We start from the raw sequence: 22569 nt of genomic DNA, 5'->3' as shown, positions 1-22569 counted from the left end.
CGTTCAAGCTCCTGCGTGGATCGCCGTAATCTGCCAGCCATTGGCGGAAAGGACCGCGGACTGCACCGTCCATGTCACCGGCTGCGTCTCACCAGTGGTGAGCTGGTCGCCACGCGCGATCTGCCCGGGAAGCGAGGCGGGCAGCAGAATTTGCGCGTTCGGCTGATCCACATCGCCCGGCAAGTGCAAGTCCGGCGCCGTGCGGCGCTCGCTCGGCTGCAACCAGCCAGGCCAGCCCGTCGCCTGCGGCACCGCCATCAGCGCCCCGGCACGGTTTCCCGGGCCCACGGCGGCACGCTGCATCTGCGACCACGCAAACACCTCATTGCACAACGCAAGACGCAACGCGCTCGCCAGCGGCATGATCTCTGCGAGAAAATACGTCTCGTTCGCCACCAGATAATCGCCTGCCAAGAAGCCGGCCGCATCGAAGGCGGCAAACCGATCCGCCTTCCCCCAGGCCGCCGATTGCGGCTGCAGATTTTGCGTGCTGGTCACATACGCCATCACCGTACCGCGCAGATTGCCGGCCGCGACGACAGGCCCGGCTCCTTGCGGGCGATACCAGCTATGGGGAACGCCGAGCATGCTGGCCGTCTGCACCAACCCAAGATTTATGGAAGCCGCGATAGCGCTTTCAGACACTCACACCACCATTGAAATGTTATTGCCGCCGGGCTGCAGAAAGGGGCCGGGAGGCAAGCCCATGAAATCGCAGAGCCTGCGCCGCCAAGTGTCGTATAGCGCCACACGTTGCGCCACCTCGTCCTTGTTATGTTGCCACGCCGCCGCCGCATCGGTGGCGAGATTCGCCCCCGCAGCCGGGATCGCCATTTCCAGCGCATAAAGCGTCGCCAGATATTGACGCACCACCGCAAATTCCGGCTCCGACAAATTGTTCAGGCGAAACTCCATCAGCCCATAAGCCTGGAAAAATCGCCAGCCCTGGAATCCCGCCGGACCAGAACCGTAAGCGGGATAACCGCAAAAACGGCGAATCTGTGTCTTCTCATCGTCAGAAAACGCCGCATTGCTGTATTGGTCGCTCGGCGATGCCGGGGTGCTGCCGCTCATGATGTGCTTTCAAAAAAGCAAGAAAAAAAGGACTACTTTTTGTGAACAAAAAGTAGCAAAAAAACTTTACTAACTTTGGGCCCGTGCAATTTCACCGCCTCCGGCCCAGCATAACAAAAGTTTTTTGCGCCGCTTTTTTTCAAAAAAGCGGCCACTTTCTTAATAGGCCGTGCCGCTGCCGGCCGTGACATACACATCGCCGCTACCGCTCGCGAGCATCACCGACACGCGGGTGATGAACGGATTCGACGCGAACAGCTGTCGCCCGCCAGGCGGAACCGGCGTCGACGTGATGGTGGCGGTGCCGCCAAGCGCGACGAAAGCGGTCGCCGCCGTGGCGTTGTAAACCAGCAAAGCCTCAGCTGCCGCCACAATGCCGCTGACTGCGCCGGTTGAGGCGGCAATCATCGTGGTGCCGATCGGAGAAAAGGGTGAAATGCTGCCCGTGGCCATGGTCTCAGTCCTTCCACTCAACCGCCGCATCCGTCGCGGCAATAACAGCCGCAGCCGCGGCATCTACTACATATTCCTGGCCCTGGCTGAACGTGACGATATGTCCGTTCAGAACCACGCCGAAAAACTTTCCGGCGAAGAACCTGCGCGACGCCTGCCGAGATTCGACGGGCGCCTGAGAAACTGGGTCAGGCGCCCGGCTTTTCCGCGCCATCAGCCGATATGCTCGATCATGACCGCGCGCTTGTACAAAGCGCTCGTCGCGGTCGGCACGGTGGTCGGCGTCGTGGTCACATCAGAGGGCGTGCAGAAACCGCCGATCCAGTACCAGCTCTGCGCAATGATCTGCTGCAGGCGGTCGATCGGCTCACGGGTAACCATGGCTACGCCGTCAACGATGCTGACGATGGAATCCTTCGGCGCCACCTCGGAGGCGGCCATGCCGGCAAAATCCCCCTCGATCAGCGCCCCCTGGCCGCAAATAATCGGCCGGCGCACATACAGGTTGGAAAGGCTGGGATGCGGCTGCACATAAGCCTCGGTGGTCGGGCGGAAGCGCAAGCCCAGGAACGGCGACCCCAGCGTGCCCGCGGCAAATTCCGTGGTCAGGCCTACGCCCTGGAACAGCTGCTTGAAATCCGGGTCGGCGAACAGCTGGCGGGAGGAAACCGGGTCCAGATAGCAATTATACATCGGCCCTCCGCCGACGCCCGGCACCGCATTGGCGCGCATCGCCGCCACGCCGTCGAGCAACACGCTCATGGTGAGCGTATCGGTGGCCTGCAGCAGGCTGGTATTGCTGCGCCCGCTCGGGCGCTTAACGGCGGAAGCGTTCGCCGCGATCACCGTATTACCGGCGGTGCCATCCGCCACGGAGACGTTGCCCGAGAACGTCAGCGTACCGGACACGCCGTTCGGCGTACTGGACACGTTGGCCGCGTCCGCGGTCGCGCCGATCAGCGTGTAAGTGTCGCTGCCGATCACCACGCTGATCGTGTTGCTGCCTGAAATCGCCGCCCAGGTCGGCTGCACGCCGGCGGCAATGGCCGCAGCGGCGGAGGTAAAGCCGGCCACGCTCGGCGCCTGCGTAAAGCCGCGAATATCGTCCACGGCAATCGTCGGCCCGGCGCTGCCCAGCGTGGTGCGCACGCGGGTATTTCCGTTGAAATAAGAGGCGAACAGCGCGTTACGAGCCAGCTCATCCAGCGAGCGTTTGGCCTGCTCGCCATTCGCATAGGCATTTTGCAGAAACTGGTTGGCGATACCCACGCGGCTGGTCACCATGTTGAGATCGATGGTGGCCGCATAGAAATTCATGCTGAGCGTATATTGCTCAACCGACCAATTGCCGGTGGTCAGGCCGTTATCCAGATTGGTATTGGTGGCAGACGCGAGCGGCGTGGTCACGCTCGGCATGAGGCCTGCGCGGGTCTTGGTGATGGTCTCACCGATACCCACCGCAATATCCTCACGATCCGCAACTTCGCGATAGGCAAGCTGCGAGCGCAGCGCCTGTTCGAACTCGCGTTCGAGAAATCCCTGCTGGATAATCGGCTGTAATGAAACGGGAAAATTCTGAATACCCATGTGGCTTCCTTTTCTTTGCTCAAAGTGAGGAAGAGGCCGCTTTTTGAAAAAAGCGGCGCAAAAACTTTTATTTACGCTGGGCCGGTGGCGGTGAAACCGCACGGGCCAAAGTTAACAAAGTTTTTTTGCTACTTTTTGTTCACAAAAAGTAGCCTTCCTTTTCTGTCTTCAACGCCGGCGGATCTTGCTGGCGTCGACGCCCAACTCGCGCAGCCGCGCATTATACTCCGCCGGCTTCAACTCGCTTGCGTGCCTGGCCTCTGCGGTCTTCGCCGGGGGCGGCGTGTGGGTCGCGGAAGTGTTGGCCGCACCGAACAGATAAGGCTTGGCGTCTCTCACGCCCTTGACCAGATCGGCGAGGTTGGTGGGCGCGCCGTCGGCGCCAAACGCCACTTGCGCAACATCCACGAACGCCAGAACATCGGCGGCATTCATCGCGCCGGCGTCTTTCGCCGCCGCACGCAGGTCGGACTGCAGGATTTTGTCGCGCGCTTGCCTCTCGGCACTCTTGCGTTCGGCTTCGCTGGCTTCCAGGCTTTTCCGAACAGCGGCAAGATCGGCCGCCTGTGCCTCGGAGGCTTTCAGCACGGACGCAAGAAACGCCTTGGTCTCGGCATCCGCGCTCACAGCCAGCTTCGCAGCCAGATCTCCAAGTTCGGTCCGCCCCGGCGCCAACCCGGCACCCGTTTTCTGGTCCTCTTCAGCCATGGAATTCCCCTGCAAAAATGACAGTAGCCCGTGCCATTTCAGTGCCACAGGCCAAAATTAACAAAAGTTTTTGCGCCGCTTTTTTCAAAAAGCGGCCTCTTACTTACCCCGCCTCCCGCGCCTCCACCTGCGCGGCCTGCTCCTTCTCGCGTGCCACGCGGGCCGCGATATCGACATCGATCAGTTTTTCTTCTTCGGCCACGTCTTCCACATCATTGTCGGACGCCATTTTCGCCACGGCGCGCTGCCGCGAGATCAGGCCACCATCGAACAACGTGCGGTAAGCCTGTGCCTCCTGAAATTTTTCGTTGTAGGTCGGCGGATAATAGCGCGGCCAGATCAGCGACAAATCGGACGTATCGAATGCAGCCAACGGCACGCCGGCAACCCTGACCTCACGCTGCCGCGCCGCCGCAAACACCATTTTCACCAGGCACAAAAAGCCGCGCTGGCCGTAACTGATGCGCAATTTATCAGCCAGCCAGATCAGCCCTTGATTCATCATCTCCAACGCGCGGCCCGATTGCGCACCGTTCAGCTTATCCACGTTCGTGCGGTTGCCATGGATGGATTCCAGCGCGATTTCCCGGCACTGGCGCACATATTCGATCACCGCGGCGGCCGCCGTTCCGTTGATTTCCAGCAGCTTGGCATCGCCCTTCTCTGAAACCACGAGGGCCTCGGAAACCGAACGGATCATGGTATCGCCTTCCGCCGCCGCCGGCTCTTTAATCAGCAGCGTCGGATCGGCAGCATATTTCAGCCCCCTGCCCGCCTGGGAAAATTGATAGTCCATCTCCATCACGGTGGAGATCGCGGCCTCGAACGTGCAAACGCCGTCGATCTTGTCACCGCCGGGTAGATTACGAATCCACACCATCGGCACGAAGCCCAGCCCGTGCGTCACCGTCCGGCTGGCATCCAGTATTGCTTGCTTCCCGTTGGCCGCATCGGCCAGAGAGAGTGGCGCAAACCACATTTCCGCGCTGGCGTCCCATATGCGCTGAAACCAATAGTTTTCGGCCTCGTCAACGTCGTAGCCGAGCGCCGCAAGATCGTCCCCCTTCACCTTGTAGCGTTCGACCACACGCAGCAGCGCATCCGGCACTTGCGGGTTCCAGGTCGGCGTCAAATAGACGCTGTCCATGGCCTCGAAAAACACGCGCCCGCCCAGCACGCGCATCAAGACCGCGACCGATCCCACGCTGCCCTTCATTGCCGCGTCATTCATCAGCTCGCAAAGCGCGCTTTCAATCACCAAGGCCTGCGCCGTACGGCGCAGCCTCTCATTCCTTGAATGAACCGCCGGAAAGCGCGCCTCGCTGAACAGCAGCGACACGGAATCATCCACCACCGTGCGGCACAGCCCGGTTCGCACACTCGGGCGCCGGTCGCACAGCTTGATATAGGCGCCATCCGGCGCGCGCTCGCAGGAAAACGGAATGGCGATGTGGTCATATTGCCGGCCGTCGCGCACGCGTGCGAGGAAGGTCAGGCGTTCCACACGGGCCGGATAATCGGAATCAGCCAGGTTCATCCCGGCGCGGAGAGAAAGTACGTCCAAGACTCACCTCATCATATACGATGTCGGCACGCGCCTGATCGCCGTCGGTGGCGCCACCAGCTCGGCGGCAGCACGGCTCAGCGCGTCTACGCTGTCATCATGTTTGGCGGTGGGAAAGCCGCTCAGCTCATCCAGCAGCACGCGATTCCACGGCGCCGCCGCCATCGAAACATTTCCGGCATTCACCTGGCTTGCCAGCGGCACGGCGCGCTGCGTTTTGTCACCGGTTTCGGGCGACGACACGACATGCGAACCCGCCAGCAGGCGCGTCAGATAAGCCACCTGCGTCTTCCCGGCCTGGCCGGGATCCTGCGGCAACGAAATCGTCACGCTGCCAAGCTCCGCGCGATCGCGTGAGGCCGTAGCCAACAGCACACGCTCCACCTCTTCCGGCCCGCCCTGCAAACGCACGATGTCGCCGATGCAAAATCTTCCATCGGGCCCGCGCCCCAGCAACGCGCCCACCGTATAGTCCCCGCCTTTGGCGGTCGCCGCCAAATCCCAGGCGCGCACCCAGCGATACCCCGCGGGGCACGCGGCGATGCTGGTGATGGCCGCGATCTTGAACAGATTACCATCCGGCGCCCGCGGCGCGCCCTGGAACAGCGCGTGCCACACTTGCATCTGCCCTGCCGCCGCATAAGCCGCCTTCTTGCGCCGCAAATCGCCAGCGTAATCAAATCCTGCCTGGTCGCCCCATAGAAACTCTCCCGGCGCGCGCCCGATCGGATCGTTCTCCTCAGCCTCCGCCGGAATGCGCAGCATTTTCCAGCCGGCTTCCTGCGCCAGCAGCCGCCCGGCGAGGTCATCCTCATGCCAGCGCGTCATGATCAGCACCACGCGTCCACCCGGCCGCAAGCGTGTGAGCAGGTCGAACCAATACCAATCCCACACCTTGTTCCGGATGAGGAGACTCTCAGCTTCCTCGGCCGACTTCACCGGGTCGTCGATCACCGCGAGGTCGGCACGCCGCCCCATGATCGGGCCACGCACACCGGCCGCCAGATATTCGCACCCATTGGTGGTCAACCATCCCGCGGCCGCCTCGCTGCGTAGGCCATAGCCTAACATAAGCCGCTGCTCGCGGATCGTCGCCATCACGCGTCGCGAGAACAATTCCGCCAGCGAGGCCGTATGCGAAGCCCCGATCATCATCGCGCCGGGCCGCTTCATGAAAAAATAGCCAGGCAGCAGCACCGAGCCATAAGTGGACTTCGCAGACCCGGGCGGCATCGTCACCAACAGGCGGTCAGCCCGTCCCGTCACCACATCGTCCAGCGCTGCGATCAGCCGCACATGATGCGCCGCCGGCGCCTGCCCCAATCCTCTCAAAACCGCCCGGCAATAGGCTTCAAACGTCTCCCCGGCGGCCTTGCGCTCCAACACCAGGCGCGCCGCTTCCTCGCGAGACACTGTCAAAACGAATCCCCGCGTTGGTTTTTAAGTAAGCAGCCGCTTTTTGAAAAAAGCGGCACCAAAAACTTTTGTTATGCTGGGCCTGAGGCGTTGAACCCGCACGGGCCCAAAGTTAACAAAGTTTTTTTGCTACTTTTTGTTCACAAAAAGTAGTGCTTTCCTTCACGCCTTTGCCTTCAGCGATCCGCCATTGGCGATAATCATCAGCTCCGCCGTGGTCAGTTCGCGGGCCGTGCGCTCGTCTTCGTTCTGCACCGCCACCCGCGCGCCGTAGGAATCAGGGTCGAACTTGCTCGCCATCCATTTGCAGTAATTGGCAATCTCCGTGGCGCGCTTCAGCTCATTCTTATCCGATGCCGCCCACACCAGCATTTGCATGCCCGCTTTCGCCCAAAGGTCGGAAACCTGCTTGCGCGAGAGCCTGGCCCGCGCGGCGCGTTCATTGTCCCGGGCAATCCAGGCGTTCAGCCCGCTCCTACCACAGCCCCACAAGCGGGCAATGTCGGCCAAAAACCATCCGTCATCGAGCAGTGCGATCAGGTCCTCGGTGCGGCGCTCGCGCAGCGTCTTTTGCGGGTCCAGCGCCGGCGGCGCTGGCGGGGCCAGCAGCCGGGCGACGTCCGGCGCCACCTGCGCCAACAACCCGAGCCATTCCGGCCGCCCGGCCCGCGCCGGCACGGCGTTCCGCGCGTCATCCGGCATGTCCGTCACCCGGCGCATCGGCGTCCCCGCGCGGCCCAACGGCGCGCCCCTGGCGGATCGTGGTAACGGCATGGAGCGTGACGCCTGCGCCTTTCAAATGTGGTGACATGGTCCGCCCCGGCCGCCGCCTCGGGCCACAGGCCATTTGCGTGGCCAAAAAATAAATTATTTTTTATTGATCACGCCGTCGCGAAAAAATCCAGAATAACCATTTTCTAGCCTAATACCGCGACTTTTGCGACATAAAAATTATCACGATTTCGTGATATCCATCAAAAACTCACAAAATTTTTCTTGATCACCGCGCCTCCAGCCACAGCAGGCTAATATGCCCCGCCAGCACCCGGCAACCCGCGGGATTTTTAACCTCCCAGCCGGCCAACGCCGCTTGCAAAAACGCCAGCGCCTCGGCGTGCCAGCGTTGCGCGCTTTTATCCGAGACCCGCAAGGTCGCCCCGCAGGCACGCCAGCTCATCACATGGCGCTCGCGAAGCGGGTGATATTGCGAGCGCAGCGACACCACGCGCCGCTTCGTCTCGTTGGGAATCAGCAAAATCCAGGACAGTGCCTCATCCATCAGCGACACGTCGCGCGCGCTCGGCACCGGATAGGCAAGCTGATCGCCGCGCGGCACATCCCCTTCCAGCGTTTCGCGGGTCATCAGAACGCGCCCCTGCGCCAATAATGTACTCGGATGCTTCACGTGCAGACAGCGCATCACCGCGCCGGCATGCTCGATTCGGCGGCCGATATAATCGGCGGTCAGATGCAGGGCCATGGCCCGTCCTCCTCTTGCGCATCGAGCAGCGTGAGCGTGCCATGATACCGGCCGAGATTGATTTCGGTGGTGGCACGGGCGGCGCCGTCCTGATCGACCCAGCGGCGCGTCATCAGCTTGCCCTCGGCGTAAATCTTCGCGCCCTTGCGCAAAAATTTTTCCGCGACGTCGCCCAGCGCCTCATTCATGATCACCACGCGGTGCCACTCGACATGCTCCCGCCGCATGCCGGTCGACGCGTCCGTCCAATGTTCGCATGTGGCGACGGTCAGCGTCACAATTTTGATACCGCTGCGGTGCGTGTTGCGGATATGCGGGTCCTTGCCGAGGCGCCCGACGATCATCGCCTTGTTGACAAAGCCAGACATGAATTTTCCCCTTCTTGCGTCCCCTGCTTGTCAGTCCGTGCCGCCCTGCGGCCGGTCGCCTGACGCTTTAGGCGGCACGTACCAGGCGCGCGCGTGATGGGGCGCGCAGAATGAACTGCCGGCATGTGCCACGGGCGCATCGCAGAATGTCCACGGCGCGCCATCGCTGGTCACCCACTGGCAGGTCCGCGGCCGCGGGCCGGCCTCGAACGGCATGTCGGGAATGTTGAGAATGCTCCGCACGGATATCGCCGCAGGCGCGACGAAAAGCCCCGCGCCGCCCCCGGCCGGCAGGCCCGGCCTGCCCGGCACAATTTGGGCAATTATTGACGCCACGTCAGAACAGCTGAAATCGCGGCGCCGCGGGAAGGCTTTTGCCATGAGCCACGCTCCTTTTGCGCAACAGGCCATAATAAAGATTTTTTTCTTGATTGAATCAAGAAAAAAAATGCATTAAAGATACAAACACGATCTTTCCGCAACCAGACCGCGGGCATCAAACGAGACAAAGGAGAGATTTACATGAACAAGTTGCAGCACCGCAAAATGTCCTGCGAAAACCTCGCACAAATCGCCGATATTCTGGAACGCGAACGCGGCCTGAACAACAAGAAGCTCGCGGAAACGCTGGGCGTGTCCGACGCCGTCTTCAACAACTGGAAAATGGGAAAGAATTACCCCGATCAATATGCGATGTGCCAGTTGCGCCGTTTATACGGAGTCACTCTGGACTGGATATATTGCGGCGATCCGTCAGGCCTGCCGCAGTGGATTCACCAGCATTTGAAACTATCTTAGCGACGTCATCGAGATCTCTGCTGATATTTTGCGCAATGTTTCCAAGTCTCCTGCTGACCACCAGAAGCGAGGTCGCGGCGGCCGGGGCCACGCCGGAGATCGCGGCATTGCCGAAAATTTCCAAGGTTTCGGATAAGCCGAATAATTCTTCAACGATTTTTTGATATTTTTTTGCCACAGAAAGCAACCTTTCGTTGAATTTTCACTTTGACAACTCTCCGGTGTAGACATTTAACGTTAATTATTTTGATGGTCAATCAATTATTTTTTCTTGACGTCAAATATTTTTTATTGATACAGTTCACTCAGACGGATCTTCGCGGAGCGCAACCATGCCGGTCAGCCATTTAAACCTCTTGCAGGACAATAATAACGAACTCGGTGGGCGGCGCCGGCAGCCCCCTGCCCGCCCCTGACAGAATGTCGTGTTTTACAAACAACATGCCCGCGCGCATGCCATGAGCGCGCGTTTCGCCGCCATCCTCGCCCACAACGCCCGCATCGCGATGGTGCTGCGCCGGGCGAAAGCGGAGCTCGAGGCGATCGGCGAGCCGAAATGTTTCACCGCGGCGGCACGCGACCTTGCGGCCACGCGGGCGGATTTCCTGCGCGACCGGCGGCTGACCGAATAACGCGCCCGCGCATGGCGCCGCCCCGCCCTCTCAACGCCCCAACCGGAGCGTCTCGAATGGTTCCAACCTATCCGTTCAAAATCATCAAAATCCCCGTGGCCAGGGTCATGCCACCGTGACACCATGCCGCACTGAGATCGCAACCTGCCCGGTTTGCGCCGGGCAGCGCCAATATTATGTCAGCCGCCTGCTGTGGGTCGCGGGCTGGTTCGGCGGCTATCGCCAGATCACGCGCAAAACCCTGATCCGCTGCGACGCGTGCGACGGCACCGGCGCAATCGTCAGGCACATGTCCTGAGCGCGTGCGGCCTCAAAAAACTTCAAAATATTCAAGGATTTGTTTGGTCGGAGTGAGAGGATTCGAACCTCCGGCCCCTGCGTTCCGAACACAGTACTCTAACCAGGCTGAGCTACACTCCGTTGCGCGACCCTATAGCCAAGCTGGGCCGGTGCCGCAAGATCTCCGGCGCAATTAAGTCGGTACCGAGGGCGACGCCTCAAAAACTCATGTTTTTCAAAGGCTCCTAGCCAAAACCGCAAGTTTCCTGGTAAGCAAGCCGTCATGTGCGAAATCTGCTTCGTTGGACGCCGCAAATTTTCCGGCCTGGCCCTCGGCTTGGCGGCCACCGGCCTCATCGCCACCGGCCTGCCCGCGCTGGCGCGGTCCCGGTCCGTCCGAAAAAGCCTCCCCCTGATCATGCTCGACCCCGGTCACGGCGGCAACGATCCCGGTGCGATCGCGGCGGACGGCCTGTTCGAGAAGACCATCACCCTTGCCACCGGTCATCTGCTCTATCGCACACTCTCGCGCACCGGCCGCTACCGGGTGGAGATGACCCGCTCGACCGATGTGTATGTCACGCTCGAAGGGCGCGTCGCCGATGCCGTCGCGGCCAAAGCCGATCTGTTTCTCTCCTTGCATTGCGACCACCTGCCCGAGGCCGATCTCAGCGGCGCCTCCGTCTTCACCCTCTCCAGCAAAGCCTCCGATCGGCTGGCGGCGGACGTCGCAACGGATGAAAACAGTGCGGACCGCTTTGCCGGGCCGCATTTTGCCGGGGTGTCGCCGCAGGTGGCAAGCATTCTCGCCAGCCTGGAAACACGCGCCACGCGCATCGGCTCGGCAACGCTCGCCAGCGACATCCAACGCTCCTTCACCGGGGTCGTGCCGCTGTTGCCCGACCCGCACCGCAGCGCCAATCTCGCGGTGCTCCGCGATCCTTCCGTGCCCAGCGCGCTGCTGGAAATGGGCTGCCTGTCGAACCCGCTCGATGAGCGGCTGCTGAAAAGCGCTTCGCACCGGCAATTGATCGCAGACCGGCTCACCTCCTCGATCGACGCCTATTTCACCCACTATTCCGGCGGCAGAGGCGTGCGGATGGCGGGCTGAACGCCGCCCTTGAACATGGCCGGAGCCTTTCGAGAAATTTATGCCGGCGTCCTCGCGAGGGGGCTGATGGGATGCTAAGGACCGCTCATGTCTGACCCGAGAGAACCATTCAGCGCCGGTGAGCGCTTAAGCCCGACCCGTCGCGAACCGCCTCGGCAGCCGCCCCGGCAACCGCCGCAGGGGCCAGGGAATGGCAAAAAGCCACGCAAGACCGGCATGCTGAGCAGAGTCGCCGGGTTCTTCGTCTTCGGCCTGTACCGGTTGGTCTTTGTCGGCATCATCGCCGCCATCATTGGCGGCATCGCCGGCTATTTCGTGTTCAGCGCCGACCTGCCCAGCGTCGACTCGCTCAAGCACTATCACCCGCCTCTGGAAACGCGGATCTACGCCAATAATTTCCAGCTGGTCTCGGAAGTGGGCTCCGAAAATCGAATTTACGTTCCTTACGACCAGATCCCGCCAGTGGTGGCGAATGCTTTCATCGCCGCCGAAGACCGGCTGTTCTGGGTGAATCCCGGCATCAACCCCTTTGCCATCATCCGCGCCGGCCTGACCGACCTCACCATGATCGGCTCCGGCCATCGGCCGCTTGGCGCCTCCACGATCACCGAGCAGGTCGTGAAGAACATGCTGCTCGACAACCACATCACCTTTGCCACCAAGATCAAGGAAGCGATCCTGGCCGTGCGCGTCAGCCAGGTGATGAGCAAGCAGCAGATTCTCACGTTGTATCTGAACGAAATCTTCCTCGGCAATAATTCCTACGGCGTCGCTGCAGCAGCGCAGGCTTATTTCGACAAGCCGCTGAGCCAGCTCGACATTGCCGAGGCCGCCTCGCTCGCCGCGTTGCCGAAGGCGCCGACCACCTACAACCCATTCCTGCACCCGCAGGATGCGCTGCAGCGGCGCAATTTCGTGATCTCGCGCATGCTGGATGACGGCGTCATCTCCCAGGCCCAGGCCGCCGCCGCCACGGCCGAGCCGCTGCTGCCGCACTCCGGTGGCACGCCGCGCACCGTCGCCAGTTCCGGCTATTTCGCCGATGCCGTGCGGGCCGCGCTGGCGCAGCGATTCGACGCCACCACCGTCAACCAGGGCGGACTGATCGTCCACACCAGCCTCAATCCTATTTTGCAGGCCGCCGCCACCGACGCGGTCCGCGACGGGCTCATGCGCTATGATCGCGCCCATGACGGCTGGCACGGTCTCGTCGGCCATGTCGACGATCCGGACCTGCTCAGCAATTGGGCCACCGACCTCGCCCGGCAAACGCTCCCGGCCGGCATGCGGCGGGGCTGGCAGCTCGGCATCGTGCTCCAGGCCTCCGGCAACGCGGCCCATGTCGGCTATGTCGATGCCGCCAGCGGCAACAGCACCCCGCAAACCGGCACGCTGCCGCTCGCCTCGCTGCTCTGGGCGCGGCCCCGGCTGCACGGTTATCTCGGCCCCCGCCCCGCAACGGTTGCGGATGTGCTGCATCCCGGCGACATCGTCATGGTCATGCCGGATTCAACGGGCGGCAGCACCCTCGCGCTGGAACAGATCCCGCTGATCCAGGGCGCCCTGCTCTCCATCGATCCGCGCACCGGCCGCGTGCTCGCCATGGTGGGCGGCTGGAGCCACGACCAAAGCCCGTATAACCGGACGATCCAGGCGCAACGCCAGCCCGGCTCCTCGGTCAAGCCTTTCGTCTACCTCACCGCCATGGAACAAGGCATCCAGCCCGACGCCCCGGTACTGGACGCCCCGTTCGTGCAACGGCTGGCGAACGGCACCGTGTACCGGCCGGGCAATTATGAGAATAACTTCGAAGGGCCGGTGCCGATTTTCCACGCGCTGGAACAATCCCTGAATCTCGCGACGCTGCATCTCGCCCGCGAGATCGGCCTCACCAACATCGCGAAAACCTTCGAAAGCTTCGGCATCGTCGACCAGATGCCACCTTATTACCCCTCGGCGATCGGCGCGATCGACACGACGCTCTGGCGCATGACCACCGGCTATGCCGAGCTCGACGAGTACGGCCGGCAGGTCACGCCGAGCCTGATCGACAGCGTCACCAATCCCGACGGCTCAATCCTGTATCAGGCCGCGGGCCAGAATTGCACGAACTGCGTGAACGGCAGTCCGGACCAGCCGCCGCTCAGCGTCTTCTCCGGCGCGCAGCTGGCCGATCCCGACAGCGTGTTCCAGATGATCACGATGATGCGCGGCGTGGTGCTGCGCGGCACCGGCCAGCCGGCGGTCGCGGGCATCACGCAGCCGATCGCGGGCAAGACCGGCACCACCAACGACTTCAACGACGCCTGGTTCATGGGCTTCAGCCCCGGCATCGTCACCGGCTGCTGGACCGGCTACGACACGCCGGCCAGCCTCGGCAACAACCAGACCGGTGCCGAGGTCTGCGGTCCGATCTGGAACGCCTACATGAAAGTGGCGCTGCAGGGGCAGCCCAATCTCGACTTCCCGGTGCCCTCCGGCACCACGCTGGAGCAGACCAGCTTCAACGGCCAGCCCCTCACCGAGGCCTATAAGACCGGGCAGGTGCCGGGGGCTCAGTCCACTGATGGCCTGCTCGCCGGCCAAAGCGGCCTGACCGCGCAAGACAGCGGCATACCGGCCGGCACGCCGGGCACGCCCGGTTCCGCGGTCCCGGCCGCAACCCCGGCCGCGGCGCAGCCAGCCGGTAATAATCTCGGCGGGCTGTACTGAAAGAAAGCGCTACTTTTTGTGAGTTTGGGCCCGTGCCGGTTCCACCGCTCGGTCCCAAACTCATAAAAGTTTTTGCGCCGCTTTTTTCAAAAAGCGGCCGCTTTCATTCCCCGCCTCCTGCTCGTATATGCTGCCTCATGTCCACAGAATCAGATCAGTTAAACGAGCAGATCGGCCGTTCGGTCGCCCTGCTGAGGAGGCATCTTTGACTGGGATGCCGCTGTCCTAAAACTCGCCGAACTCGACGCCCGCGCCGAGGACCCCTCCCTCTGGGACGATGCCGAGGCCGCGCAGACCGTGATGCGCGAACGCGGCCGCATCGCCTCGCTGGTCGAGGGCGTGCGCACGCTGGAAGCCGAAACCAAGGATACGCTTGAGCTGGTCGCGATGGCCGAGGCCGAGGGCGACGCGGCGATGGTGGCCGACGGCGTCGCCACGCTGCAGCGCCTGGCCGAGCAGGCCAGGCAGCGCGAAATCGAATCCCTGCTCTCTGGCGAGGCCGACGGGCGCGACGCCTTCCTTGAAATTAATGCCGGCTCCGGCGGCACCGAAGCGCAGGACTGGGCGCAGATGCTGGCGCGCATGTACACGCGCTGGGCCGAGCAGCACGGCTTCAAGGTGGAAATCCTCGATGAGTCCGAGGGCGAACAGGCCGGCATCAAGTCCGTCTCCATGCAGATTACCGGCGCCAACGCCTATGGCTGGCTGAAGACCGAATCCGGCGTGCACCGGCTGGTGCGCATCTCGCCCTTCGATTCCGCCGCCCGCCGCCACACCAGCTTCTCCTCGGTCTGGGTCTATCCCGTGGTCGATGACACGATCGAAATCGAGATCAACCCGGCCGACCTGAAAGTCGACACGTTCCGCGCCTCCGGCGCCGGCGGCCAGCACGTGAACAAGACAGAATCGGCGATCCGCATCACCCATATCCCGACCGGCATCATCGTCGCCTGCCAGACCGACCGCTCGCAGCATCGCAACCGCGCCACCGCCATGAACATGCTGAAAGCCCGCATGTACGAAATGGAACTGCAAAAGCGCGAAGCGGCCAGCGCCGCCACCGAGGCCGCGAAAACCGACATCGGCTGGGGCCACCAGATCCGCTCCTACGTGCTGGCGCCCTACCAGCTGGTGAAGGATCTGCGCACCAGTTACGAAACCGGCAATCCCGCCGCGGTGCTCGATGGTGGGCTCGACCCGTTCATGGCGGCGTCGTTAGCCGCACGCGTCGGCGCCACCCGCTCCGACGCTTCCGCCGCGGCTGATTAAGGAAGGAAGGGCTTCTTTTTTGAAAAAAAGAAGCAAAAAACTTTTTTAAACTGGGCCCGTGCGGTTTCGCTGCCACCGGCCCAGCATAAACAAAAGTTTTTGCGCCGCTTTTTTCAAAAAGCGGCCGCTTTCTTTCTCCCTACACCCGCGACAAGTCAAACGAGCCGGTAAACGCATAGTCCAGCAAAAACGGCCCGGCGGTAAACAACGCCATGGCGAGGCTGGTGATCACCACCAGAAACGCCGCCTGCCCACGCCCGAGCACCAGCCCGGTACGCACGACGAACCAGTGATACCAGAACAAATAACCGCCCATCAGGCCAAGCGCGATATATTCGGCACTCATGAGCGGCAGGCCGAACTGCACAAAAACCGCCCCGGCGATCGCGGCGACGAACAGCAGCGGCACCAGCAGCCAGAACGACCAGTCGAGCGCCGTGGCGGTGCGCAGCCACAGCGCCTCGCGCCCGGTGCGCCGGGCGAATTCGTGGGTGATCAGGGGCAATGCCAGCACCGCGCATAAATGTGACAGAAAGCCGATGAGGGCCAGCTGCCACTGCCCGCCCACCGCCGAGACGCCCGCCCCCACCAACGGAAATGCGATCAGCGGCGCCAGCGAGGCGGTGAACGCATCCATGGTGTTGTCGAATTCCTTGATGCCGGATTTGGCGCCCCGCGCCATCAGGAACAAGCCACGCAGAATCACACGCAAAACTCCCCGATAAAAGCGGCGTAGACATCGACCAGCTGGCGCAATTCCGCCACCGGCACGCATTCATCGGCCTGATGCATCGTCGCGCCGACCAGGCCGAATTCCGCCACCGGGCAATAGCGGGCGATGAACCGCGCATCCGACGTCCCGCCCCCGGTATTCTGCTCCGGCGTCACCCCGGTTGTCCGCGCGATCGCCTGGCAAAGTGCTGCCGTATGCGCGCCCGGCCGGGTCAGGAAGGCCTCTCCGGAACAGCGGACCTCCAGCTCGCCGTGCGGCGCATGCAGAGCCAGGGTTTCCTCCAACCAGCCGGTCAGCCCGGCGGCGTTGTGCCGGTCGTTGAAGCGAATATTCAGCCGCGCCGTGGCGGCGCCGGGGATCACGTTGGTGGCGGGGTTGCCGACATCGACGCTCGTCACCTGCAACGCAGACGGCTCGAACCATTCCGTGCCCTCATCCAGCCGCCTGGCGATCATCGCCGCCAACGCCGGCACCAGCCGGTGGATCGGGTTGTCTGCCAAATGCGGATAGGCGGCATGGCCCTGCCGCCCGGTCACGGCGATGCGCGCGTTCAAGCTGCCGCGGCGGCCGATTTTCACCACATCGCCAAGCCGGTTTTTGCTGGTCGGCTCGCCGACCACGCAGAAATCGGGAATCTTTTGCGCCGCCTCCATCCATTCCAGCACGCGCACCGTGCCGTCGGTCGCGTCGCCTTCCTCATCGCCGGTGATCAGCAGCGAAAGATGCGCGCCGGGATGCTTCGCGGCGGCCGCCACGAAGGCGGCAATGCCGCCTTTCATGTCCACCGCGCCGCGCCCGTAGAGCATGCCATCCTGCACAACGCCGCCAAACGGATCATGGCCCCAGCCCGGGCCGGGCGGCACCACATCGGTATGGCCCGCGAAACAGAGATGCTTTCCGGCACCCGGCCGCTCGGCGAAGAGATTCTCGATCGCGCCGAAACGGAGTTTCGTCACGGAAAATCCCAGCCGCTCCAAAGCCACCGCCAGCACCGCCTGCGCGCCGCCGTCCGCCGGTGTCACCGAGCGGCAACGCAGCAGCTCCTGGGCGAGGACCACACCGTCCATCAGGCGCGCAGCAGCTCGTTGATCGAGGTCTTGCTGCGGGTCTGCGCGTCAACGCGCTTGACGATCACCGCGCAGGCGAGGTTCGGGCCGGGCGTGCCGTCGGCGAGCGGTTTGCCGGGCAGCGTGCCGGGCACGACCACGGAATAAGCCGGCACACGCCCCATCAGCACCTCGCCGCTCTCACGATCGATGATCTTGGTGGAGGCCCCCAGGAACACGCCCATGGAGAGCACCGCCCCGGTCTCGACGATCACGCCCTCGGCGACTTCGGAACGCGCGCCGATAAAGCAATTATCCTCGATCACCACCGGGTTGGCCTGCAGCGGCTCCAGCACGCCGCCGATGCCGACACCGCCGCTGATATGGCAGTTCTTGCCGATCTGCGCGCAGGAGCCCACGGTGGACCAGGTATCGATCATCGTGCCCTCGGCCACATAGGCGCCAACGTTCACAAAGCTCGGCATCAGCACCACGCCCGGGGCGATATAGGCGGAACGGCGCACCACCGCGCCCGGCACCGCGCGAAAGCCAGCGGAATTGAAACGCGCCTGGTCCCACCCGGCGAATTTCACCGGCACTTTGTCGAACACGGGCGCGTCCCCCGCCCCCATCACCATATTCGGGTTGAGGCGGAAGGACAGCAGCACCGCCTGCTTCAGCCATTGGTGCACGGTCCAGCCGGACGCGCCGGGAGCGGCAACGCGCGCCTGCCCGGAATCGAGCAGTTCCAGCGCCGCCTCCACCGCCTCGCGGTCGGCGCCCTTGGTGGTGGGCGACAAGTCGGCGCGGCGCTCCCAAGCGGCTGCGATGGCGGTCTGTAAGTCGAGATGTTGCACGGCGCTCATATTTAATCCTGGTGAAGATCGTCAAAATTTGGCCGACCATGAGGGCGTGGACGCCGCGCTGTCAACGCAGTGGCGTTATTGCCCAAAATTGGTTAATGTCTCATTAACTTTTACACATCATATAAGAAACCATGGCCGCACCGCCTCCCTCCGGACAGAATCGGCTGATTCCCGTGCCCACGGCCGGTTGGCTGTCCGTCGCCGCAATGCTGGCAGATCTGGCGTTCGAGGCGGATATTCACGGCCGCTTCACCGCCTTCGGCCCCGGCAAGGTTTTCGGCCAAGCGCCGGCGCAATGGCTCGGGTCCGACCTTACTGCCCTAATCACCAGCCCGGACGCATCGTTGCGGGCGTTGGAACTGCGCTCGATCATCGCGGCAATCTGCGACCAGAGCCTCGCCTGGCAGGGCCATCTGCGGCTCGCCATTCCCGACGCAGCGGCGAGCCGACTGTTCCGCCTGTCGCTGGCGCCCAAACTCATTCGCGGTGCCGTGACCGGCATTTACGGCCTCCTCTTCGACCTGGACTCCCTGGAGCTCCCGCCGCCCGCCGGTGCCGCCGCCGATCGTCGCCGGGAGGCGGACCCCTGGCTGTGCAATGCCGCCATTTTCACCCAGGAGATGGGCCGCCGCTTCGACCGGCTGGACGTCGAGGAACAGCCAGGTTGCCTGCTTTATCTGAACTTTTCCCAAACCGCGCCGCAGCTGCGCCGCCCGGTGGCGACACAGCTGGCGAACCAGCTCAAGGAAACCGTGCGGCCGACCGATCTGGTCGGCCGGTTCAACGAGACCACGCTGGCGCTCTGGTGCGACGGCATGGACCACCTCGCCGGGGGCGAGCGCGCCGCCCGCTTCTGCACGCAATTTTCCCCCCTCCTTCCGGGCCAGGCCCGGCTGGCTGTGGGCGTCGCTCCGCGCTGGGCGCGCAGCGGCGAGGATGCGGACACCGTCATCGGCCATGCCATCATCGCGTTGCGCACCGCCGCACAGACCAAGCCGGCTTTCGACGCTCCGCCCGCCACCTGGCATGTCTGGCGTCCTGCACCCTGAGCGCCCCGGCCTTGTTTCACTGCCGCTCTTCGCTTAATTCGGAGGCATGACCGAAGAGCAGAATCAAGCCGAACCGAACGAGCAGATCCAAGCCAACGAGCCGCTTCTGGAAGCTCCCGACCAGCGTATTTCAGACCTCGAAATGGCGCTGCAGGACATGAAGGACAAATGGCTGCGCTCGGAAGCCGAAATGGCCAATTTGCGCGCCCGCACCAAGCGCGAAGTCGAGGATGCCCGGCTCTATGCCGTGCAAAAATTCGCCAAGGACGTCGTCGAAGCCTCAGAGAACCTGAAACGCGGAATCGACAGCCTGCCCAAGCGCAGCGAGGGCGAGCAGGAGATCGTCACGAAAATGCGCGAAGGGTTCGAAGGCATCGAACGTTCTTTCGTCGCCCTGCTGGAGCGTAACGGTATCGCCCGCCAGGACCCGACCGGGGCCGCCTTCGACGCCAATCTGCACCAGGCGATGGCCGAGCAGGAAAGCGCCGAACACCCACCCGGCACCGTGCTCCAGGCCTGGACCCAGACCTGGACACTGAACGGTCGCTTGTTGCGCCCCGCCATGGTGGTGGTGAGCAAACAGCCGGGCTAAGAAGTGAACAAAAAATAGCAAAAAACTTTGCTAACTGTGGGCTGTGCTGGTTTCACTACTCCCGGCCCAGCGTAAACAAAGGTTTTTGCGCCGCTTTTTTCAAAAAAGCGGCCATTTCCTTCCTTGACTCCCCTTACTTCGGCGGCGCCGCGAGCGCCGCAGGCGGCTGCGCATTGCCGATGCCGAACAGGCCTCGCAAAAATCCGGGCGTCAGAGCTGAAAGCGGGTTAGCCGTCACCTCCGGGTCGGCAAGCTGGCCGGTGAGCTTGGCGCGCATCGCGAACAGCCCACCGCCATGCTCGGCCGTAAACAAATGGCCGAGCAGCGGGATTTTCCCCGGCAGCGTGTTTACCGCGTAGGCCGGCACGATCGTCGCATCCATATCCACGCTGCCATCGTCGACCCCGATCCGTCCCGAGGCCGTGAAACCCAGGGAAGGCGAATAGGCCCGCGCATCGTGCAGCTGCAATTCCGGGCCTGTCAGCGTGAAAGGAACCACCGCTTGCGTGAAGCCAAGGCCGGGGCCGGATGTCGCCGCGCCGACGCCATACAATGTCAGCCCCTGCATCACCTTGGTGAAAGCGGGCGCCTGGCGCAGACGAAAATCCTTCAGCGTCAGCGTGCCGGTGGCGGGGCTGCCCGGCGCGTCGCCATAATGCGCCTCAAGGTCGAGAGTGCCGCCTTGCACCCCTTCATAAGCGCCCATGGCCCGGAGCAGAAACCCTGCATCCTGCGCCTTCAGCGTCAGAGCCCGCGCCGCCGAACCGGAAGGCGCGACCGTGAGGGCCACACCGGCCGCCGTGCCGCTCGCCTGCAGCACGGTCCCGCCCTGCCCGTCGGCGGCAAAGTTCAGATCTGAAAAGGCAGGCGCGGGGCCGGCGGCGAGATCGAGTTTCCGGAAATTCAGCCGAACTTGCCAGGGCACCCCCGCTCCGGGCGTTTTTGCAGGCCCCTTCGCCGCCGGTGGCGTTGCGGCCGGGTGCGGCCTGTCCCCCGCATTCGGCCGCACGTCGAGTTCCGACCCGGCCAGCACCACCTGCCACGGATGGCCGGCCGCATCGGGCGGCCTGATCGTGCCGTGCGCGCTGGTATGGCCGATTTCCAGACGCGACAGCACCAGCGCGCCATCCGCCTCGTCGCCCTCGATATCGAGCCCCGGCCCGGTGACCTCGGCGGTGTTGAGCGCCGTGAATGCGTCATGATCCAGCGTCGCGGTCAGCTTCAGTCGCGCCGCCTCCCCGGCTTTTTTGCGCCAGTTGAGTTTCGGCACGGCAAGCGCGAGCGGGGTGAGATCGGCATCCAGCGCCGCCGCCTGTGCGCCGATGAGGCTGCCGGTGAGCCGCAGCGTATAGGGCACCGCGCCGGTAACGGCGGCGGCAAAGTCCGAGGAAACATCGACGCCGAAGCGATGCAAAATCTCCGCGCCGGCCCGGCTCGCGATCGTCAGCCCCCGCAACATCCCTCCATGGGCGAAGGACATATCCAGCTGCACGTCCGCCGGCTCGCCGCCGAACTGCGCCCGCGTGCCGAGCTTCAACGTATCAGCGGTCGCCTGCAGCGTTCCGGCGCCGTGCGTCAAGGCAAGTCCCTGAATCGGCGTCGCCAGCGCAACATCGGCGAGAGTCGCCGCGACGCGCAAATCCACATCCGCCAGCTGCACGCGATCCTTGAATGGGATGCTCGCCGTAATCGTGGCCTTGACCCCGCCGGTGGCGGCGGAAACCTCGGGCGAGGCACGGCGCAACAAATAGAGCGGCGGTGCGTCCAACACCGCGAATGCGCCCTGCACCGTTCCCGCCAAGCTCACTTTCAGGTCGCCGGTCTGGTCACGATGATCCAGACCCGTGATAGCCATCTGCCCGCCCGTGACCGTCAGCGCCCCCAGCTTCGCGGCGCTCGCGGTGATCACCGCCAGATCGCGGTTCTCAAACACCATGGCGCCGCTCAGCCCGATCAGCGGCTGCGCCCGCGGCAGCCAGGTCAATGTCAGATCCTGGGCGTCGAAACGGCCGGTGGCATCCTGGAGCGATAGCTGTGCCAGGCTGCGCGGCGCCGCCAATGTGATGTCGAAGACGGCATCGCGCGCGGTGCCGGCCGTGATGTTCTTTGTCACCCACTCTCGGGTGTGCGGAGCGGCGCTGGGCGGCCAGTAGGCATGCAGGTCGGCGGCCTGCACGGCATCGGCCGTCAAATGGATTTTCCCGGTCCATTGCCCATCCCGCATGGCCGTCGCGGAAAACCCGATATGCGGCGCGCTGTGGCCCTCCGGTGCCAACGCCGCCCAGCCATTCGTCACCGTGGCATAGCTCGGTGTCAGATACAGCGAAAATCCGCCCTTCGAGATCGGCACGCTGTTCGCCCCAGCGCCGACCCGGCCGGCGCCGAGCAGCACGGCGATGTAAGCCGAGGAAAACCGGAATCCGGAATTGAGATTCATGGCCGCCACCAGCGAGACCGGCACGGCCGACCCGACGAAACGCGCCTCCTGTCCGCTGATGAACACCGGCGCCTCTCCCCCAAGCAGCGCCGCCGGCTTGAACACCAGCCGCGCCGAGGGAATCTCCACCAGCTCCGCGCCGACCGCGTTGCGGATGGAAATACCGCCGAGGTGCAGGAACAGCGGCACGCCGCCGCCCTGTCTGTAGCCTGCCCAGGTCAGCTCTGCTTGCTGCATCTCCACGGTAATGCCCTGGCCCGACGCCGCGGTGGCAAGGCGCGAGGCGAGATAAGGGATGTCCAACGGCCCGCGCGACAGCCTGTAGCCGAGCAGGCAAACGCTCAACAGCAGCAGCACCAGACCGTACATGGCGAGGTGACCCATCTCATGCATGG

The 22569-nt window shown here is 63.5% G+C and carries 24 protein-coding genes and 1 tRNA gene; 8 read left to right on the top strand and 17 right to left on the bottom strand.

All coding sequences use genetic code 11. From position 1 onward, the window contains the following. Positions 1-3: 3 nt before the first annotated feature. From VNC39_RS07640 to VNC39_RS07585, 12 genes are all read right to left on the bottom strand, one after another. A complete protein-coding gene (locus VNC39_RS07640; RefSeq protein WP_325397785.1) occupies positions 4-645 on the bottom strand; it encodes a hypothetical protein in 642 nt (213 codons plus the stop codon). Then, positions 646-1074, bottom strand: a complete 429-nt coding sequence (locus VNC39_RS07635) for a hypothetical protein (protein ID WP_325397783.1) — start codon at positions 1072-1074, stop codon at positions 646-648. A gap of 159 nt (positions 1075-1233) precedes the next feature. Continuing rightward, the gene (locus tag VNC39_RS07630) at positions 1234-1527 is read right to left on the bottom strand and encodes a hypothetical protein (protein WP_325397781.1); all 294 of its coding nucleotides are present in this window, start codon (positions 1525-1527) and stop codon (positions 1234-1236) included. Between the two features lie 4 nt (positions 1528-1531). Continuing rightward, a complete protein-coding gene (locus VNC39_RS07625) occupies positions 1532-1741 on the bottom strand; it encodes a hypothetical protein (protein WP_325397779.1) in 210 nt (69 codons plus the stop codon). Next, the gene (locus VNC39_RS07620) at positions 1741-3114 is read right to left on the bottom strand and encodes a DUF4043 domain-containing protein (protein WP_325397777.1); all 1374 of its coding nucleotides are present in this window, start codon (positions 3112-3114) and stop codon (positions 1741-1743) included. Before VNC39_RS07620 ends, VNC39_RS07625 begins: the two co-directional genes overlap by 1 nt. A gap of 168 nt (positions 3115-3282) precedes the next feature. Continuing rightward, a complete protein-coding gene (locus VNC39_RS07615; RefSeq protein ID WP_325397775.1) occupies positions 3283-3822 on the bottom strand; it encodes a phage scaffolding protein in 540 nt (179 codons plus the stop codon). Between the two features lie 103 nt (positions 3823-3925). After that, positions 3926-5386 (bottom strand): hypothetical protein, encoded by a 1461-nt coding sequence (locus VNC39_RS07610; protein ID WP_325397773.1) that lies wholly within the window; start codon positions 5384-5386, stop codon positions 3926-3928. Positions 5387-5389: 3 nt separating this feature from the next. Continuing rightward, complete coding sequence (gene terL / locus VNC39_RS07605; RefSeq protein ID WP_325397868.1) at positions 5390-6799, bottom strand: phage terminase large subunit; 1410 nt, start codon at positions 6797-6799, stop codon at positions 5390-5392. A gap of 165 nt (positions 6800-6964) precedes the next feature. Beyond that, complete coding sequence (locus tag VNC39_RS07600) at positions 6965-7576, bottom strand: hypothetical protein (RefSeq protein ID WP_325397771.1); 612 nt, start codon at positions 7574-7576, stop codon at positions 6965-6967. A 226-nt stretch (positions 7577-7802) separates the two neighbouring features. Next, positions 7803-8282 carry a hypothetical protein gene (locus VNC39_RS07595; protein WP_325397769.1) on the bottom strand — a complete coding sequence of 160 codons (480 nt, stop codon included), beginning with the start codon at positions 8280-8282 and terminating at the stop codon, positions 7803-7805. Further along, positions 8267-8650: a single-stranded DNA-binding protein gene (gene ssb / locus VNC39_RS07590; RefSeq protein ID WP_325397767.1), complete on the bottom strand. Its 384-nt coding sequence runs from the start codon at positions 8648-8650 to the stop codon at positions 8267-8269. Before ssb ends, VNC39_RS07595 begins: the two co-directional genes overlap by 16 nt. 30 nt (positions 8651-8680) lie before the next feature. After that, positions 8681-9031: a hypothetical protein gene (locus VNC39_RS07585; protein ID WP_325397765.1), complete on the bottom strand. Its 351-nt coding sequence runs from the start codon at positions 9029-9031 to the stop codon at positions 8681-8683. Between the two features lie 141 nt (positions 9032-9172). On the opposite strand from VNC39_RS07585, the gene VNC39_RS07580 reads away from it, so the two are divergent. The 3 genes from VNC39_RS07580 (at position 9173) to VNC39_RS07570 (ending at position 10378) form a co-directional block, all read left to right on the top strand. Beyond that, positions 9173-9448, top strand: coding sequence for a helix-turn-helix domain-containing protein (locus VNC39_RS07580; RefSeq protein ID WP_325397763.1), 276 nt, complete (start codon positions 9173-9175; stop codon positions 9446-9448). Positions 9449-9906: 458 nt separating this feature from the next. Next, positions 9907-10080 carry a hypothetical protein gene (locus VNC39_RS07575; protein ID WP_325397761.1) on the top strand — a complete coding sequence of 58 codons (174 nt, stop codon included), beginning with the start codon at positions 9907-9909 and terminating at the stop codon, positions 10078-10080. A 115-nt stretch (positions 10081-10195) separates the two neighbouring features. Then, complete coding sequence (locus VNC39_RS07570; protein ID WP_325397759.1) at positions 10196-10378, top strand: hypothetical protein; 183 nt, start codon at positions 10196-10198, stop codon at positions 10376-10378. A gap of 44 nt (positions 10379-10422) precedes the next feature. On the opposite strand, the gene VNC39_RS07565 is transcribed toward VNC39_RS07570, so the two are convergent. Further along, positions 10423-10500: transfer RNA gene (locus tag VNC39_RS07565), tRNA-Pro, on the bottom strand. Between the two features lie 142 nt (positions 10501-10642). On the opposite strand from VNC39_RS07565, the gene VNC39_RS07560 reads away from it, so the two are divergent. The 3 genes from VNC39_RS07560 (at position 10643) to prfB (ending at position 15451) form a co-directional block, all read left to right on the top strand. Further along, complete coding sequence (locus tag VNC39_RS07560; protein ID WP_325397757.1) at positions 10643-11470, top strand: N-acetylmuramoyl-L-alanine amidase family protein; 828 nt, start codon at positions 10643-10645, stop codon at positions 11468-11470. A 216-nt stretch (positions 11471-11686) separates the two neighbouring features. Further along, positions 11687-14182 carry a penicillin-binding protein 1A gene (locus tag VNC39_RS07555; protein WP_325397755.1) on the top strand — a complete coding sequence of 832 codons (2496 nt, stop codon included), beginning with the start codon at positions 11687-11689 and terminating at the stop codon, positions 14180-14182. Between the two features lie 137 nt (positions 14183-14319). After that, positions 14320-15451, top strand: a protein-coding gene (gene prfB, locus VNC39_RS07550; protein WP_325397753.1) for a peptide chain release factor 2 whose coding sequence is annotated in 2 segments (ribosomal slippage) — positions 14320-14388 and positions 14390-15451 — 1131 coding nt in all. Because the reading frame shifts where the segments join, the coding sequence is not laid out codon by codon here. A gap of 139 nt (positions 15452-15590) precedes the next feature. Here the strand turns inward: prfB and VNC39_RS07545 are convergent. Genes VNC39_RS07545 through dapD form a run of 3 tightly spaced genes read right to left on the bottom strand, consistent with a single transcriptional unit; the run spans position 15591 to position 18096 of the window. Beyond that, positions 15591-16157 (bottom strand): hypothetical protein, encoded by a 567-nt coding sequence (locus VNC39_RS07545; RefSeq protein WP_325397751.1) that lies wholly within the window; start codon positions 16155-16157, stop codon positions 15591-15593. Continuing rightward, the gene (gene dapE / locus VNC39_RS07540) at positions 16154-17251 is read right to left on the bottom strand and encodes a succinyl-diaminopimelate desuccinylase (RefSeq protein ID WP_325397749.1); all 1098 of its coding nucleotides are present in this window, start codon (positions 17249-17251) and stop codon (positions 16154-16156) included. The genes VNC39_RS07545 and dapE overlap by 4 nt, the downstream gene beginning before the upstream one ends. After that, positions 17251-18096, bottom strand: coding sequence for a 2,3,4,5-tetrahydropyridine-2,6-dicarboxylate N-succinyltransferase (gene dapD, locus VNC39_RS07535; protein WP_325397747.1), 846 nt, complete (start codon positions 18094-18096; stop codon positions 17251-17253). Before dapD ends, dapE begins: the two co-directional genes overlap by 1 nt. A gap of 131 nt (positions 18097-18227) precedes the next feature. Between dapD and VNC39_RS07530 the strand changes: the two genes are divergently transcribed. Both VNC39_RS07530 and VNC39_RS07525 read left to right on the top strand, forming a co-directional pair. Beyond that, positions 18228-19145: a hypothetical protein gene (locus VNC39_RS07530; protein WP_325397745.1), complete on the top strand. Its 918-nt coding sequence runs from the start codon at positions 18228-18230 to the stop codon at positions 19143-19145. Between the two features lie 46 nt (positions 19146-19191). Continuing rightward, a complete protein-coding gene (locus tag VNC39_RS07525) occupies positions 19192-19737 on the top strand; it encodes a nucleotide exchange factor GrpE (RefSeq protein WP_325397743.1) in 546 nt (181 codons plus the stop codon). Between the two features lie 133 nt (positions 19738-19870). Here the strand turns inward: VNC39_RS07525 and VNC39_RS07520 are convergent, their stop codons facing one another. Continuing rightward, entirely contained in the window at positions 19871-22567 is a 2697-nt protein-coding gene (locus tag VNC39_RS07520) for a DUF3971 domain-containing protein (RefSeq protein WP_325397741.1), read from the bottom strand. Positions 22568-22569 lie beyond the last annotated feature (2 nt).

It is taken from the genome of Acidocella sp. (assembly GCF_035535915.1).
Lineage (GTDB): Bacteria > Pseudomonadota > Alphaproteobacteria > Acetobacterales > Acetobacteraceae > Acidocella.
This window is presented reverse-complemented; position numbering and strand designations above follow the sequence as displayed.